Here is a 15,028-nt window from a genome sequence, read left to right as displayed (position 1 = left end):
GTTAAAAATGGTGCCGGATGTGGTATGGACACAGCAGTGCTGTGTCCTCTGTATCCTCATTTGTATGAGTTATCCTTGGATAGCCACGCAGGTAGAAAGCATTTTCGCCACGCCAATAATTGGCAACTGATTGAGAATTTCCGCCGCAAAAGCATCGATTAGCAAATAGCGGCTTCTTTCTAAATCCAAACCGCGACTTTGCAAGTAGAAAAGTTCATCATCTTCTAACTGGCTGACAGTTGCACCGTGGGAACATTTAACGTTGTCGGCGACAATTTCCAACTGCGGTTTGGTATCTACGCGAGCTCTCGGCGACAGCAACAAATTCCGGCTCAATTGTCCGGCATCTGTCAATTGTGCGGCTTTGCGAACGAAAACTTTGCCGTTAAATACAGCGCGAGCTTTGTTACCGATAATGCACTTGTGCAATTGGCGGCTTGTACCGTGGGGGTGATTAAAATCGATTAAACTGTGAGTGTCAGATAACTGTTCGCCAAAGGCTACGCTTAAGCCGTTTAAAGTTGTTTCAGTGGCTTCGCCACGCTGAAAAACTTCTAAATTGTGCCGCGATATTTTGCCTCCCAAGCTGATAGCATGACAAGTATAACGGCTGTTGCGAGATTGCTCGATCGCACTTTTGCCGATATGAAAAACCTCTCCACCTTCCCGCTGAAGGCGAACGTGATTCACAGTGGCGTTTTCGCCGACAATAACATCCGTTACAGCATTCGTAAATGCAGGGACATTACCGATAGTTGCGTAGTCCTCAACCAGCGTCACATTGCTTCCAGGCTCAGCTATGACCAAGCAGTGCGGCTGGGACATCGTGGGAGATGCACCGGGCGCTGTCAGGAACAGCAAGTGAATCGGAAGGTCGATCGACATCTTGGCCGGCACGAACACCACCGCAGAATCCGTCAAACCCGCAGTATTCAGCGCGGTAAACACCTCTGTTTGCTGTTTGTGCTTGCTCAAAACATCGGTGATGCGCCCTTGATATTTTTCGGGTACATTAGATAGATTACCTGCGTAAAAGTCGATCCTCTTCGAGGGCTCCGCTAACGGCAAATTGGGAAAAACTGACGACTCCACCGTTGACAAATCCGGCGCATAAAACCCGTTGACAAACACCAATCTTAATGGTAAATCTGCCTTGTTTTTCACTGGCATAATGATATCAGCCAGCTTAACTGTTGACTGATAGCTTTGGGGTATATGAAAAGGAATTTGCAACACCGCCGACAAATCAGTAAAGCGCCATTCTTCATCCTTCACCGTTGGAAAACTCGAAGAAAGCACGTATTGAGTCGCCGCATCCCGCAAATCCTGCAACCCGTAAGCAGAACTTTCGTTATTAGCTGCGCCCAACTTGCCGCACTGATTCACCAAATCAGTCAAAAACATTTCCCTACTAGCAACTTGCGTATTCATCATCGCGCGCCTACTCCTGCTGCTTCCTCTTCCACAACCCAGTCATAACCGCGCTCTTCCAATTCCAGCGCCAACTCTTTCGGGCCAGTCAAGATAATTCTGCCCGCTTCCATGACGTGAATAAAATCAGGAATAATGTAATTCAGCAACCGCTGATAGTGAGTAATTACCAACATCGAATTTTCAGCAGTTGACAACTGATTCACACCGCCGGCGACAATCTTGAGAGCATCGATATCCAAACCCGAATCAGTCTCGTCTAAAATAGCTAACCTCGGTTCCAACAGGGCCATTTGCAAAATTTCATTCCGCTTTTTCTCGCCGCCCGAAAAACCCTCATTTACGCTGCGGCCTAAAAAAGAATCATTCATCTTGACAATATCCAGCTTGTCCTCGATTAAATCTTGGAAATCAAAAGCATCCAATTCTTCCAAGCCGCGATGTTTGCGGTGAGAATTGTAAGCCACGCGCAAGAAATCCAGATTGCTAACGCCGGGAATTTCTAAAGGATATTGGAAAGCTAGGAACACGCCAGCCAAAGAACGTTCTTCCGGCGCTAATTCCAGCAAATTTTGACCCAAAAAAGTAACTTCTCCGCCCGTTACCGTATAAGCAGGATGGCCGGCTAATATCTTGGATAAAGTGCTTTTTCCCGAACCGTTCGGACCCATAATCGCGTGAATTTCACCCGATTTAATTTCCAGATTCAAACCCTTAAGGATTTGGGTATCTTCCACATTCGCAGTTAAATCGCGGACGGACAGCACCACTTGACTATTTTCTACAATCATCTATTTTTGTCCTTTTCCTCAATGCACTTTACAGTTTTTTCTTCTCGTTCCTAGGCTGTACCCATTGGTGACAATTTAACGTTAAACCGATAGTCCGCCCGGGAATGAATTCCCTGTCTCAAAGCTAAAGTCCTCTGAAGAGGACTGAGAAGAAAATTTTAAACTCATTAGTCCTGTTTAGAGGAGTTTAGCTATTAGCCAAGGAATTCATTTCCTGGCGGACGGGGAGCTTAAGTTGTCACCGATGGACTCGGCATGGAAGGGTTTGTCGGCCGCGAAAATTATCCGACACTTCCTTCCAGCTTCAGACTCAACAGCTTATCAGCTTCCGCTGCAAATTCCATCGGTAACTGATTAAAAACATCTTTACAGAAACCGCTAATCATCATGGAAATAGCATTTTCTGCGGAAATTCCCCGCTGTGCGAAGAAGAACAATTGCTCTTCCCCAATCTTAGAAGTAGAAGCTTCGTGTTCCACTTTAGCAGTGTGGTTCTGCACTTGAATATAAGGGAAAGTATTGGCTTGAGCGTTATCCCCTATCAGCATGGAATCGCACTGAGAGTAATTGCGAGAGCCTTTAGCATTCGGCCCCATTTTCACCAAACCGCGATAGCTGTTGGATGAATTTCCGGCAGAAATTCCCTTAGAAATAATCGTGCTGCGAGTATTTTTACCAACGTGGATCATTTTTGTGCCGGTGTCAGCTTGCTGCTTGTTATTTGTCAGCGCTACCGAGTAGAATTCGCCTACCGAGTTGTCGCCGACTAACACGCAACTGGGATATTTCCAAGTAATCGCGGAACCGGTTTCTACCTGCGTCCAAGAAATCTTAGAATTAACTCCCTGACACAAACCGCGTTTGGTCACGAAGTTGTAAATGCCACCTTTACCGTTGGCGTCGCCAGCGTACCAGTTTTGCACTGTGGAGTATTTGATGTCGGCATTGTCCATTGTTACCAATTCCACTACGGCGGCGTGCAGTTGATTGGTGTCAAACATCGGCGCGGTGCAGCCTTCTAGGTAAGACACAGAACTGTTTTCTTCGGCCACAATTAGTGTGCGCTCGAACTGGCCGGAATCTCCGTTGTTGATGCGGAAATAGGTTGACAGTTCCATCGGGCATTTGACGCCTTTGGGAATGTAAACAAAGGAACCGTCGCTGAATACGGCGGAGTTGAGGGCTGCGAAAAAGTTATCGCCGACTGGTACGACGCTGCCGAGATATTTTTCTATTAATTCGGGATAATCTTTGACGGCTTCTGAAATGGAACAGAAAATAACACCATCTTTGGCTAACTTTTCTCTAAATGTTGTGGCAATTGAAACGCTGTCGAAAACGGCATCGACGGCAACATTTCCCAGCCGTTTTTGTTCGGATAGGGGAATGCCGAGCTTCTCGAAGGTTTCTAGCAGTGTCGGGTCTACTTCGTCCAAACTGTTGAGCTTTTTGGGCTTTTGTTTGGGCGCGGAATAGTAGATAATTTGTTGGTAGTCGATCGCGGGATAGTTGACGTGGGGCCAGGTGGGCTCGGTCATTGTCAGCCACTTCCGGTATGCTTTGAGGCGGAATTGCAGCATGAATTCCGGTTCGTTTTTCTTGGCGGAAATCAGGCGGACTACATCTTCGCTTAAGCCGCGGGGGATGGTGTCTGACTCGATGTCGGTGACGAAACCGTATTTATAGGGCTGGTTGACTAGGGTTGTGACTGTAGAGCTCATTAATTTTGCGCTTTCGAGTGTTCTGGATATGTCTCTCAAAGATGGCAGACGTAGAACTGTCGGGGGCCCGGCGAGTTCTGGGGGCTGCTCTGGGAAGTTAAACAACAGATTTGTTGCTTTAGTATATTTTAAGCTACATTAACAACAGTGATATTGTCAAAGTCAAATTAATAATTTTTTGTGAAGATGATGGAGACTACTCAGCAGACTTCCACGAAACAAGACATCCTGCAATATTTGCTCAAGGGGGGGCAGGGGACGGCTCTTGAGTTGGCGGAGTCTTTGGATATCAGTCCGCAGGCGATTCGCCGTCACTTGAAGGATTTGGAAGCGGAGGGGCTGATTCAGTATCAGTCGGTTCAGGCTGGGATGGGGCGGCCACAGCACATTTATGAGCTTACCAGTCAGGGGCGCGATCGATTTCCGAATCGTTACGGCGATTTTGCAGTCTCTTTCCTGGATACGTTGGCGGAAACTGTCGGCCGCGAGCAAGTGATTACTATCTTGCGAAAACAGTGGCAGCGCAAGGCTATGGACTACCGGCGGCTAGTGGGTGCAGGTTCGCTGCAAGAACGGGTGACTAAGTTGGTGGAACTCCGGAGGGCTGAGGGTTACATGGCTGAGTGTTATCCTGTAGAATCTGTAGAGGTTGGGATGTGCGATCGCGACGTTAAGGGCGATCGATTTGTGTTGATGGAACACAACTGCGCGATTTCTAATGTTGCTGAAACTTTTCCGAGTGTGTGTGGCAATGAGTTGGAAATGTTTGCAGCGGTTTTGCCGGATTGTATTGTGGAGCGGACTCACTCGATTATTAATGGGGAACACCGTTGCGGTTATTTGATAGCAAGGAAGAAGGAAGAAGGAAGAAGGAAGAAGGAAGAAGGATGAGAATTTCAAATTCCCAATTACCAATCCTAAATTCCAATTACTAATTACCAATTACTAATTACCAATTACCAATTTTTAATATATGGAACCGCTAGCAGATTTTTTAAAGCCGGAAGAGTGCGCCGAAGTTGATATGGCGCTGCTGTCGTCGAAGGAAAAGTTTTCGGCGCGGGTGGCAATTTATGCTTTGAGGGTGCTCAAGCAAATTGCTGGGGAGACAGGTTTGCCGGTGGCTGAGGTGACTAATGGGCAGGTGATGGATTGGATTAAGAATGATGAGAGTATTAAAGGGTCGATCGAACTTGATGCGAGTTTTGAAAACTTTTTTACGAATTTGGTGGTGGCGTCTTTGCGGCCTTTGAGGCAAATTGCGACAGAAGCCGAGATCCCGATCGAACAATTAACAGTTAAGCAGGTCGTGGCGTGGTTTGTGAAGGACGGGAAGATTCGCAGAGAACAGGGAACTGAGGCGGCTTTTTTGGACTTGTGAGTTAAAGGTCGATCGACCCCACTGGCAAATAATACGTCAAACTCGGCTATTGGGGGCGGTTTCGGGCGATCGAAAAAAAGTTTTGACTTTGGGGTTGACAGACAAAGGAAAACTTGATAAGGTAATTAAGTCGAGCGAAAGAGATGCAGCGCATCAAACTGAACGCAGACACAGGATTAAAAGTTTTCAAAGCTTTCCTGGTGCTTATGATGTAATGGAACCACTCCGATCCATCCCGAACTCGGTTGTTAAACGTTGCTATGGCGAAGATACTCGGCGGGTCACTGCCCGGTAAAATAGCTCAGTGCCAGGTTAATAATAAATTAAAGCTCTTTTCCCGCAACAACGGAAAAGAGCTTTAGTTTTTTGGGGAGTTATTAGGCATCTACACCACAGCAAGTCTTGCGCCCTTTGTAGAAATCTCAATATTCTGGGCCAGCAGCAGATTTGTGGTCGATCGAACTTGATGCGAGTTTTGAAAACTTTTTTACGAATTTGGTAATTGCGTCTTTGCGGCATGAGAGGCAAATTGCGACAGAAGCTCGGCTATTGGAGGCTGTTTCGGGCGATCGAAAAAAAGTTTTGACCAAGGGGTTGACAGACAGGGGAAAACTTGATAAGGTAATTAAGTCGAGCAAAAGAGATGCAGGGCATCAAGCTTAATAAAGACACAAGATTAAAAGTTTTCAAAGCTTTCCTGGTGCTTATGATGTAATGGAACCACTCCGATCCATCCCGAACTCGGTTGTTAAACGTTGCTATGGCGAAGATACTCGGCGGGTCACTGCCCGGTAAAATAGCTCAGTGCCAGGTTAATAATAAATTAAAGCTCTTTTCCCGCAACAACGGAAAAGGGCTTTAGTTTTTTGTGGAGTTATTACTCATCTACACAACAGCAAGTCTTCGACCCTTTGTAGAAATCTCAATATTCTCGCCCAGCAGCAGATTTGTGGTCGATCGAACTTGATGCGAGTTTTGAAAACTTTTTTACGAATTTGGTGGTGGCGTCTTTGCTGCCGTTGAGGCAAATGGCGACAGAAGCCGAAAGGGCGATCGAACAATTAACAGTTCAGCAGGTTGTGGCGTGGCTTGTGAAGGACGGGAAGATTCGCACAGAACAGGGAAACGATGGGGCGTTTTTGGATTTGTGAGTTAAAGGTCGATCAGCAACACCGGCAAATAATACGTCGAACTCGGCTATTGGGGGCGGTTTCGGGCGATCAAAAAAAACTTTTGACTTTGGGGTTGACAGACAGGGGAAAACTTGATACAGTAATTAAGTCGAGCGAAAGAGATGCAGCGCATCAAGCTTAGCATTAAGCGGAACGCCGACACAGGATTAAAAGTTTTCAAAGCTTTCCTGGTGCTTATGATGTAATGGAACCACTCCGATCCATCCCGAACTCGGTTGTTAAACGTTGCTATGGCGAAGATACTCGGCGGGTCACTGCCCGGTAAAATAGCTCAGTGCCAGGTTAATAATAAACTAAAGCTCTTTTCCCGCAACAACGGAAAAGGGCTTTAGTTTTTGCGGACTTACAGATGTTTATAATATGACAAGCGCGTAAGTCCAGAACAAAATCTGGTGTAGTTTGGAAAACAAGGGTGAAATGCGTGTTATCAGCCGAAAAATCCTGCGAGATTTCTGTGAAAGCCATGCCGATTCCTGCGATGCACTTTATGACTGGTATAGAGTTTCAAGTAAAGCGGAATGGCAGAACCTAATTGATGTTCAGCAGATTTATCCAAAAGCTGAGTCAGTCGGAAATTTTACCGTATTTAATATTAAGGGAAATCGCTATCGGCTGATTGTTGATTTGGTTTATGTTTCTCAAAGAATCTACATCAAATATGTTCTGACTCACGCTGAGTATGATAAGGATGAGTGGAAAAATGATCCGTACTTTTGATGCCAAATCTTATACAGATTTACTTGTTCGGTATCAACCAAAACCGATCGCCAATGAAGCAGAAAACGAGGCCGCGATCGCTCTCGCTTGCGAACTGGAACACCGCCCTATGCGATCGCTGGAGGAAGAGCTATTTCTGGAGCTTTTGATAACGCTGATTGAAAAATTTGAATCTGAAAATTATCCGATTCCTGCAGGAAATGCTGCTTCAATGTTGCAACATTTAATGGATGCGAGAAATTTAGACAAATCTGATTTAATTCCTGTTTTGGGAACAGAAACAGAGGTTGATAAAGTTTTTGTTAGCGGAAGGGCGATCGAAATAGATGAAGCCAGGAAGTTAGCTGATTTTTTCCAAGTTGATATGAGTTTGTTTCTTTAAGTGCGATCGGCTACTTATTGAGTAGGAGTTGCTGATATTCACTCTCAGGCTGATTAGTCATTAGTTTTAAGCGATCGACCTCCTAGAACCTTTTTGCCCAAGCTTTAGCAATATCGTCTGGGATTTTGACATCAGTTATTCTATGTTGGTACTTGTGCATCACAAAGTCTATGCAGTCACTGACTTCTGGCAAAATGATTCGGGAAGTTGCTGCAATCTGGCGATCGCAATATCACGAATAGTCATAATAATTGCCTCTTTGAGTCGTCATTTATTTTAACACAATCATAAAAACATCGTGCTTATGATGTAATGGAACCACTCCGATCCATCCCGAACTCGGTTGTTAAACGTTGCTAGGGCGAAGATACTCGGCGGGTCACTGCCCGGTAAAATAGCTCAGTGCCAGGTTAATAATAAACTAAAGCTCTTTTCCCGCAACAACGGAAAAGGGCTTTAGTTTTTTGGTGAGTTAGGCGAAAAGAGAAAGTGAATATTACAACTCAAACCTCATAGCAGATAACCTCAAAAGTCTCACAGAAAACCTTTCGGCGGTGGGGCGGATTTTGTTAGACCGCATGAGGGATTTCCTGTTGGACAAGGATTTGAATCACAAACTCGGTTCCCTTACCAGGAATTGAGAAGCAATCTAACTTACCGCGATGTTTCTCAGTGACAATCTGATAGCTAATCGGCAGCCCCATGCCCGTTCCCTTACCGACAGACTTTGTGGTGAAAAATGGATCGAAGAGGCGTTTCTGAACAGATTCAGGCATTCCCATTCCGTTATCAGAAATTGCAATTTTTACCCACTTTGAATCAATCATCGCAGTCCGAATGGTAATCAGGTTGGGATTTTCCTTGAGTTCCTGATAGGTTCGTTTGACGTTGGCTTCTTCCAGCGCATCAATGGCATTGGCCAGGATGTTCATAAAGGCCTGATTGATTTGACCAGGATAGCATTCTATTAGCGGTAGATTACCATAATCACGAATTACTTGAATCGCTGGACGCTCTGGTTTATCTTTCAAGCGATGCTGCAAAATCAACAACGTACTATCAATGCCCTCATGAATATCAACGGCTTTGAAATCAGCTTCATCCATTCGTGAAAAGTTGCGGAGTGACAATACAATCTGGCGAATGCGATCGGTGCCGAGTTTCATGGAGTCGAGGATTTTAGGTAGATCGGCTTGGATAAACTCCATATCTATATCTTCCGCCTCAGCTTGGATTTCGGGCACTGGGTCGGGATAGTAATTCTCGTAGAGTTGCACCAAACCTAATAAATTGTGGGCGTATTCCTGCACATGAGTCAAGTTGCCGTGAATGAAGTTGACTGGATTGTTGATTTCGTGTGCCACCCCTGCCACCATTTGCCCCAAAGCAGACATCTTTTCGCTTTGCACCATTTGAACCTGAGTGCGTTGCAGTTGCTCTAAGAGTTGTTGCAACTGCGAATTTTTATGGCTGAGTTCTTGGGTTCTTACCTCGACTTGAGATTCAAGGGTTTGGCTGTAGTTTTCCAGTTGTTCGTTGGCTGTTTTCTGTTGCTGTAACAGTTGTTGAACAGCGCGAATTAATTGGTTAAAAGCATTGGCAAGCATTCCAATCTCATCATCTTGCTCAACAGTCGCTTGTAATTCAAAATTAGATTCTTCAGTAGTTCGTCTGGCAACGCTGGTCAGAGCTTGAATGGGTTGGGCAATTGCTCGGCTGGTCAAAAATGCCAAAAGAATGGCGATCGCAACAGACAATCCGATACTTGCAATCACCACTTTTTCAGCAAGTTCACTAGCCTGTTGATCAGACCTTGTTGCTACATAAAGCTCTTGGTAAGCTTGGTCAATTAAACCCACCAAATCATCCGAGATGCCATCGTATTTAAGCGCCAAATCGCTGTTGGTAAATTCCAACATCAGCGCTTGGGCTTGCTCAACATCAGTGGGTGACGCAAGATTCAGACTGCGAATTCGTTCAACTCGGCGTTCTAATTCCTGTGAGTAGAGTTGTGGGATACCCTCATAGGTTTGGAACAAGTCTGTAATCGTTGCTTGACGCACACCAGCTTGTAGGGTCGGAGACTTTGCCACAAATGCCTTAAGTTCAGCCCAAATTTCTTGAATTTCAGTTTCATGCTTCAGCAGGTGAGCATATTCATGCTGAAATTTTTTTGGGTATCGCACTAGAGGGATGAGTTGTTGTTGATGGGTTCGGGCTTGGAGAACACGAGATTGCAGACGATGCAGAAGTTCCACTTCGTTACGCGCGTGTTGTTCTCCCTCTTCAGTCTGTTGTTGATAACGATCGCCAACTCCAAAACCAGCAATTGTTCCACACACAGCAATGCTGAGAGCAAGGGTGTATCCTAAACCGATCTTTTGCCCAACTCTGAGACTGGATAACCGTTGTCCTAAACTCTGGCGCACCATATAACCTTCTCTACCCCTACAGGAGATTTGCTTGACCGAGTGCTCCCTATTTGCTCATTTTAAGCCTTTAAGTTTGAAAACGGAAAACTCCTATGTTTACGATAGGTTTTCCCTTACAGGGTGTACGTCTTGAATTTACGCTTTTCTAAAGGTTCTACCTAAATCGTGCAGAACCCCGAAGTAGTTTGCACCCCACCACTTCCAAAGTTACCCGCAAACGCCGAATATCTTTTTTGCATTCTAAATTACCACAACTGTCAGAATTCCACCCGATCGAATTTCGTGCAAACTTCCCCTCAGCGCTACTTGCCGACCGTAAAGTCTCCGGCTAGTCTTGAGTGAGATGAACTGGTATAGCAATCCTAAATCATTATCAAGACTATGATACAATTATATGCAATACTTGATTGTGACAATAAAAAATGAATAACTTACAACTGCCACAAAAAGATATGGAAAAAGAAATAGCTTTGTTAGAATTTTTCATTAAAAGCGATATCGATGCCAGAGAACTAAAACGAGCACTAGCTGTAAAAATGGCGCTTTCAGGTAATATTAACCATGAAATTAGCCAGATTTTAGGTGTAAGTATTTTTGGTTCTACCGAACCTAGTATGTAAAACTAACTAGCAAAATGCCAATGTAAGAAGCTCCTAAGAATAAAGTTGTCAAAATTTCTAAACCCATAGGCTTTTCTTTTGATGAGCTTTAATTTGTTATTAATTCCTTCCACAACTCCTTGAGTTGTCCTCCGATCAAAATACGCAATAATTTCTCCAATCCACCTAATAATTGTCCCACAGCTTTTTGGGAAAACGGAAATTGCATCTTTTAACCAATCACTTAAACTAAATAATCCTTCTAGCCAATCTTTTGGGGCTTCAAAAATTCGTCTAAACTCTTCTTTCATTTGATGCATTTTTTGTCATGTAGTAGCAACTTTTTTGACTGATTCTAACTGCTCTTTTTCGATGTCAGTGAGATCCTCTTCATTTTTTAGTAAGATATATTTACTTTTTTTTATTCCGGAGAGTAGTCGCGATTTTTCCGAGTTATTTTTTAAGGCCACGGCTGCTTTCTTAATCTTTTTTCTAGCTCCATCTAATTCTTCATTTACTTGCTTCATAACATGAAATCTATCGGCCACAACTTCTGCTTGTGGCATTAAAGCTTCTGAGACATTTTTATAAGGCTTCCACATATCTATACTGACTTCTTCTCTTTGATCTAAAACCTCTTCTCCCCAGGCTTCTAGGTATTTTTGTATTTCCACTTGAGTTCGATTTTTGACCATTCCTACTATAATTTTTTTATCGATATCTACTAAAACTACACAATAATTTTTCTGTCCTTTTACTAGAGCAATTTCATCAATTCCTAGCCTTTTTAATCCTGATGGTTTTTGTCCGGTCAATTCCTTTCCCCATTCTTTTAACATGGTTTCTATTTCTTGTTCGCTGACTCCATTCCTTTGAGCCACATTTTTGATATCGCTTTCTAATAATTCTGACAAAATCTTTTTTTTCAACCTCTCTGTATAGGTTCTAGTTTTTTTAACGAATTCTAAGTCTTCACTAAATTTTTTGGGGCAACCTTCACACCTCATCTGACGGCGATTTACTTGTAAATATACTTTTTGCTCTCCAAACGGCAAATCCCTCACTACATAATAATGATTTTGATGGAGTTTATCAGTTTTCTTCCCACAGTCTGGACAAATGGCTTTTTTGTTGTTATTATCTAAGTAAATCGTGATTCCTATATTTTCAATAATCTGATAACTTTTGACTGTCACTCCCTCAATATTAAGGAGTTTAGTCATTAGATGAAGTTGAGGATTGGAAGCCATAGGTATAATTTTTATTTTATTTTTTCTAAAATCTAACTTTATTAGACTACAAAAAGCCCTGTAAGTCTATATATAACTGCTTTGCCAGCGCCTAATGTTTATATTTTATAGTTAATTTTTATAAAAATTATTAACTTTTTTACATACTAGGTTCGGTAGAGCCGTATTTTTTTTGTTGGTTATTGGAAAAAACAATTTAAAACCAAAGGCATTGCCGGAATCAAACTAGGACATAAAGGGTCAAAAGGGTATTTAACAGCTCGACAAAATAATGAAGTAATCGAGTGGTTAAAGAATAAAGAATCTTGGAATTTAGATGAGTGGATTACTTATTTAGCTCAAGAATTTGGTGTGATATATAAATCAAAACAGAGTTACTATGAACTTTTCTACCGGGCTAAAATAAGTATCGGCTCAATAAGTAGGGGTAGCAGAGAAAAAAAAGTAAGCAGAGTACACAAAGTGTCATAAAATAGGGAACATGACGCAAAAGATTATTTCACGCATACAAGTCATCCTCAAAGATACTGCAAACCATCGACCCCCCAGGTATTGCAGACGAATCCATGCGTCACACAGTAGAGATATTACTGAACCTCATAGAGCAATTAGAATTAAAAGTCAAAGACTTAGAGTCAGAGAATCAACGGTTAAAAGATGAAAATAACCGATTGAAGGGAGAACAAGGAAAACCAGACATCAAAGCCAAGTCCAAAGGATTCAGAAGCAAGCACTCATCAGAGAAAGAGCGAAAAACGCCAAAAAAGCATAGCAAAGGCAGTAAGAACGCGACAATTAAAATAGATCGAGAAGAAATACTAGAATACCCCAAAGACGAACTGCCAGCAGATGCAGAATTTAAAGGATACGAACAAGTAATCATTCAAGATATCAGCTTGGCAACCGACAATAGACCTCTTGCAAAAGTCCCCAATAAGGGCAATAGTGAGGTGATTGAGAGGAAAAACTGATGACTTACGAACAAGTGCAAAGCTTAAAGCCAGAAGCCTTCAAGAGATTATGTGGCGTTGGGTCTACAACTTTTGCAGAAATGGTGTCAGTTCTAAAACACCAGCAACTTCAGAAACGGAAACCCGGTCGTCCGCCTAAACTTAGCTTAGAAGATCAGGTACTACTGGCATTACAATATTGGCGAGAGTATCGTACCTACTTTCACATTGCTCAAAGCTGGAACATCAATGAATCTACTGCGTTCCGGATCGTGAGACACGTAGAAGACACATTGATTCGTTCAGGTCAGTTTAGCTTACCCGGAAAAAAAGCACTGCTGCAACCGGACTCAGTTTTAGAAGTGGTTGTGGTCGATGTGACCGAAAGTCCAGTCGAGCGTCCAAAAAAAAACAACGACAAGTGTTTTCGGGTAAAAAAAAGTATCATACCTTGAAGTCGCAATTAGTCGTTAATCAAAAGACGGGAGCAATTATCTGCAGAGCTCCGTGGTAAAGGTAGAAGGCATTCCTGGTGCCTATTCAAGAGCAGTAAAGTTAGGCTAGCCAATAGAATTAAGCTTTGGCGTGACAAGGGTTATCAAGGAATTGCCAAACTTCATGCCAATAGTCAGATACCTACTAAAAAGCCCAAAAGCTCTAATTTATCTCAGGTTCAACGGCAGGAAAACCGTACTCTGGCAAGCGAACGTATTATTATTGAACACGTTAATAGGAGGCTGAAAATTTTTCGTATTCTGTCGGAACGTTACCGAAATCGCCGACGCAGATTTGGTTTACGCTTCAACCTGATTGCAGGCATCTATAACTATGAACTTAACCTTTCATCATGACTTTTGCAAGAGGTCTAATATATTATTCCGGAAACAGAAATATTACTCACCCTCAATTGGGAAAACTTATGTAGCAGAATTACCAGTGGGCTACGAAGGAGAATTTGGACCAGGAATAAAAGCCCTAATGATCGGTTTGTACGCTAGGTGGCAATATGACGCAAGGCAAACTACTAGATTTTTTAGCCGATTTAGGGATTTCCATGTCAGCCGGTTATTTATCCAACCTATTAATCAAAAACCACTCAGGTTTTGAAACCGAGAAAAAAGAAGTTTATGATTCAGGACTAGCGAGTAGTCCTTGGCAACACTTCGACCAAACTGGTGCGCGTGTAGGTGGAGTAAACTATACCACCAATGTCATCTGCAACCCTTTATATACAGTCTACTTTACGACAGCCAATAAAGACCGACTGACGGTACTGAAAGGATTACAGCCGGGACGAGAACTAAAATTTATTCTGAATCCACTGACATTCTCACTAATTGGGGACTTCAAAATCCCAACCAAATGGCAAAAAGCTCTGAAACTATTACCTCAAGAAACAGTGTTGAGTGAAGCACAGTTTAATCACCTACTAAATAATGATGTACCCAAACTGGGTTCTCAACAACTGACCAGGATTAAGGAATCAGCAGCTATTGCTTTCTATCATCAGCAAACCGATTGTCCCGTCGTACAAACTCTTTGTTGTGATGATGCTCCGCAATTCAAGTTAATCACTGCTGATAGAGCGTTATGTTGGGTGCATGAGGGAAGGCATTACAAGAAGTTAAGCCCGGTATTCCCTTGCCATCAAGTAATTTTAGGGAAATTTATCGAAGATTTTTGGGATTATTATCGGGAATTATTAGCTTACAAAGATGCTCCTCGTGCCGAATCTGCACACCAATTAAAGTCTAAATTTTGGCTAATTTTTACAACTCCAAGCGGTTATGAATTGTTAGATGAACGCAAACAATTAACTGCGACAAAAGTATCGGAGTTGCTCAGGGTTTTAGAGCATCCTGAATTACCCTTGCACAATAATCCGGCTGAGTTAGCTGCCAGAACTATGGTGCAGCGACGTAATATTAGCTATGCAACTCAGACGATTGAGGGTACTCAGGCATGGGATACTTTTATGTCTCTTGTTGCCACTACTCGTCAGTTGGGAATCAGTTTTTTTGATTATGTCCGTGACCGAATTTCTCAACTTGGAATCATTCCCTCTCTCTCCACTATTATTCGCGAAAAATCTTCTCTTCATCCCTTGGGCTTGTCTTGGCAACTAGAATAACTGCTACCCCTACTTATTGAGCCGATACTAAAATAAGTTAGAAAAACAAC

14 protein-coding genes, 4 rRNA genes and 2 pseudogenes are annotated in these 15,028 nt (G+C 43.0%); 14 read left to right on the top strand and 6 right to left on the bottom strand.

All coding sequences use genetic code 11. The features are described from left to right. Positions 1 to 69: 69 nt before the first annotated feature. The 3 genes from sufD to sufB form a co-directional block, all read right to left on the bottom strand. Positions 70 to 1,434, bottom strand: a complete 1,365-nt coding sequence (gene sufD / locus QUA04_RS01960; protein ID WP_333253256.1) for a Fe-S cluster assembly protein SufD — start codon at positions 1,432 to 1,434, stop codon at positions 70 to 72. Next, positions 1,431 to 2,222: a Fe-S cluster assembly ATPase SufC gene (sufC, locus tag QUA04_RS01955; RefSeq protein ID WP_333160843.1), complete on the bottom strand. Its 792-nt coding sequence runs from the start codon at positions 2,220 to 2,222 to the stop codon at positions 1,431 to 1,433. Before sufC ends, sufD begins: the two co-directional genes overlap by 4 nt. Positions 2,223 to 2,503: 281 nt before the next feature. Further along, positions 2,504 to 3,943: a Fe-S cluster assembly protein SufB gene (gene sufB / locus QUA04_RS01950; RefSeq protein WP_333051992.1), complete on the bottom strand. Its 1,440-nt coding sequence runs from the start codon at positions 3,941 to 3,943 to the stop codon at positions 2,504 to 2,506. Positions 3,944 to 4,129: 186 nt separating this feature from the next. On the opposite strand from sufB, the gene sufR reads away from it, so the two are divergent. The 10 genes from sufR to rrf (QUA04_RS01900) all read left to right on the top strand — a co-directional run bounded on the left by sufR (position 4,130) and on the right by rrf (QUA04_RS01900) (position 8,027). Beyond that, positions 4,130 to 4,834 carry an iron-sulfur cluster biosynthesis transcriptional regulator SufR gene (gene sufR, locus QUA04_RS01945; RefSeq protein WP_333253254.1) on the top strand — a complete coding sequence of 235 codons (705 nt, stop codon included), beginning with the start codon at positions 4,130 to 4,132 and terminating at the stop codon, positions 4,832 to 4,834. A gap of 82 nt (positions 4,835 to 4,916) precedes the next feature. Then, the gene (locus tag QUA04_RS01940) at positions 4,917 to 5,324 is read left to right on the top strand and encodes a hypothetical protein (RefSeq protein WP_190734918.1); all 408 of its coding nucleotides are present in this window, start codon (positions 4,917 to 4,919) and stop codon (positions 5,322 to 5,324) included. Between the two features lie 196 nt (positions 5,325 to 5,520). Further along, positions 5,521 to 5,637: ribosomal RNA gene (gene rrf, locus QUA04_RS01935) — 5S ribosomal RNA — on the top strand. Between the two features lie 134 nt (positions 5,638 to 5,771). After that, a complete protein-coding gene (locus tag QUA04_RS01930; RefSeq protein ID WP_333253251.1) occupies positions 5,772 to 5,987 on the top strand; it encodes a hypothetical protein in 216 nt (71 codons plus the stop codon). Between the two features lie 33 nt (positions 5,988 to 6,020). After that, positions 6,021 to 6,137: ribosomal RNA gene (rrf, locus tag QUA04_RS01925) — 5S ribosomal RNA — on the top strand. Between the two features lie 134 nt (positions 6,138 to 6,271). Continuing rightward, the gene (locus tag QUA04_RS01920) at positions 6,272 to 6,475 is read left to right on the top strand and encodes a hypothetical protein (RefSeq protein ID WP_333253249.1); all 204 of its coding nucleotides are present in this window, start codon (positions 6,272 to 6,274) and stop codon (positions 6,473 to 6,475) included. A 208-nt stretch (positions 6,476 to 6,683) separates the two neighbouring features. Beyond that, a 5S ribosomal RNA gene (gene rrf, locus QUA04_RS01915) occupies positions 6,684 to 6,800 on the top strand. Between the two features lie 134 nt (positions 6,801 to 6,934). Then, positions 6,935 to 7,234: a type II toxin-antitoxin system HigB family toxin gene (locus tag QUA04_RS01910; RefSeq protein WP_333207050.1), complete on the top strand. Its 300-nt coding sequence runs from the start codon at positions 6,935 to 6,937 to the stop codon at positions 7,232 to 7,234. Beyond that, positions 7,218 to 7,616 (top strand): transcriptional regulator, encoded by a 399-nt coding sequence (locus QUA04_RS01905; RefSeq protein ID WP_333253247.1) that lies wholly within the window; start codon positions 7,218 to 7,220, stop codon positions 7,614 to 7,616. The genes QUA04_RS01910 and QUA04_RS01905 overlap by 17 nt, the downstream gene beginning before the upstream one ends. Before the next feature lie 294 nt (positions 7,617 to 7,910). Beyond that, positions 7,911 to 8,027 (top strand): 5S ribosomal RNA (rrf, locus tag QUA04_RS01900). Between the two features lie 158 nt (positions 8,028 to 8,185). On the opposite strand, the gene QUA04_RS01895 is transcribed toward rrf (QUA04_RS01900), so the two are convergent. Together QUA04_RS01895 and QUA04_RS29850 are read right to left on the bottom strand one after the other, a co-directional pair. Beyond that, complete coding sequence (locus tag QUA04_RS01895) at positions 8,186 to 10,048, bottom strand: ATP-binding protein (protein WP_333253245.1); 1,863 nt, start codon at positions 10,046 to 10,048, stop codon at positions 8,186 to 8,188. A gap of 154 nt (positions 10,049 to 10,202) precedes the next feature. Further along, a complete protein-coding gene (locus QUA04_RS29850) occupies positions 10,203 to 10,322 on the bottom strand; it encodes a hypothetical protein (protein ID WP_445242274.1) in 120 nt (39 codons plus the stop codon). A 148-nt stretch (positions 10,323 to 10,470) separates the two neighbouring features. On the opposite strand from QUA04_RS29850, the gene QUA04_RS01890 reads away from it, so the two are divergent. Further along, positions 10,471 to 10,668 (top strand): hypothetical protein, encoded by a 198-nt coding sequence (locus QUA04_RS01890; RefSeq protein WP_333253243.1) that lies wholly within the window; start codon positions 10,471 to 10,473, stop codon positions 10,666 to 10,668. 2 nt (positions 10,669 to 10,670) lie between these two features. Here QUA04_RS01890 and QUA04_RS01885 read toward each other — a convergent pair. Then, positions 10,671 to 11,897, bottom strand: a pseudogene (locus QUA04_RS01885) (ISL3 family transposase). Positions 11,898 to 12,463: 566 nt separating this feature from the next. On the opposite strand from QUA04_RS01885, the gene QUA04_RS01880 reads away from it, so the two are divergent. From QUA04_RS01880 to QUA04_RS01870, 3 genes and pseudogenes are all read left to right on the top strand, one after another. Further along, positions 12,464 to 12,868, top strand: coding sequence for a hypothetical protein (locus tag QUA04_RS01880; protein WP_333253241.1), 405 nt, complete (start codon positions 12,464 to 12,466; stop codon positions 12,866 to 12,868). Next, positions 12,868 to 13,698: pseudogene (locus QUA04_RS01875) on the top strand (IS5 family transposase). The gene QUA04_RS01880 and the pseudogene QUA04_RS01875 overlap by 1 nt, the downstream one beginning before the upstream one ends. 155 nt (positions 13,699 to 13,853) lie before the next feature. Beyond that, complete coding sequence (locus QUA04_RS01870; protein ID WP_333253239.1) at positions 13,854 to 14,978, top strand: IS66 family transposase; 1,125 nt, start codon at positions 13,854 to 13,856, stop codon at positions 14,976 to 14,978. Positions 14,979 to 15,028 lie beyond the last annotated feature (50 nt).

This window comes from Microcoleus sp. S13_C5 (assembly GCF_036700845.1).
Taxonomy (GTDB): domain Bacteria; phylum Cyanobacteriota; class Cyanobacteriia; order Cyanobacteriales; family Microcoleaceae; genus Microcoleus.
The sequence above is the reverse complement of the archived record's forward strand: the minus strand, read 5'-3'. Positions and strand labels throughout refer to the sequence as shown.

Excerpts from the sequence above, each read along its gene's own strand:
- QUA04_RS01940 (WP_190734918.1), top strand. The coding sequence starts at position 4,917 with ATGGAACCGCTAGCAGATTTTTTAAAGCCGGAAGAGTGCGCCGAAGTT.
- QUA04_RS01890 (WP_333253243.1), top strand. The coding sequence starts at position 10,471 with ATGAATAACTTACAACTGCCACAAAAAGATATGGAAAAAGAAATAGCT.
- sufR (WP_333253254.1), top strand. The coding sequence starts at position 4,130 with ATGATGGAGACTACTCAGCAGACTTCCACGAAACAAGACATCCTGCAA.
- sufC (WP_333160843.1), bottom strand. The coding sequence starts at position 2,222 with ATGATTGTAGAAAATAGTCAAGTGGTGCTGTCCGTCCGCGATTTAACT.
- QUA04_RS01905 (WP_333253247.1), top strand. The coding sequence starts at position 7,218 with ATGATCCGTACTTTTGATGCCAAATCTTATACAGATTTACTTGTTCGG.
- QUA04_RS01880 (WP_333253241.1), top strand. The coding sequence starts at position 12,464 with ATGCGTCACACAGTAGAGATATTACTGAACCTCATAGAGCAATTAGAA.
- sufD (WP_333253256.1), bottom strand. The coding sequence starts at position 1,434 with ATGATGAATACGCAAGTTGCTAGTAGGGAAATGTTTTTGACTGATTTG.
- QUA04_RS01910 (WP_333207050.1), top strand. The coding sequence starts at position 6,935 with ATGCGTGTTATCAGCCGAAAAATCCTGCGAGATTTCTGTGAAAGCCAT.
- sufB (WP_333051992.1), bottom strand. The coding sequence starts at position 3,943 with ATGAGCTCTACAGTCACAACCCTAGTCAACCAGCCCTATAAATACGGT.
- QUA04_RS01870 (WP_333253239.1), top strand. The coding sequence starts at position 13,854 with ATGACGCAAGGCAAACTACTAGATTTTTTAGCCGATTTAGGGATTTCC.
- QUA04_RS01895 (WP_333253245.1), bottom strand. The coding sequence starts at position 10,048 with ATGGTGCGCCAGAGTTTAGGACAACGGTTATCCAGTCTCAGAGTTGGG.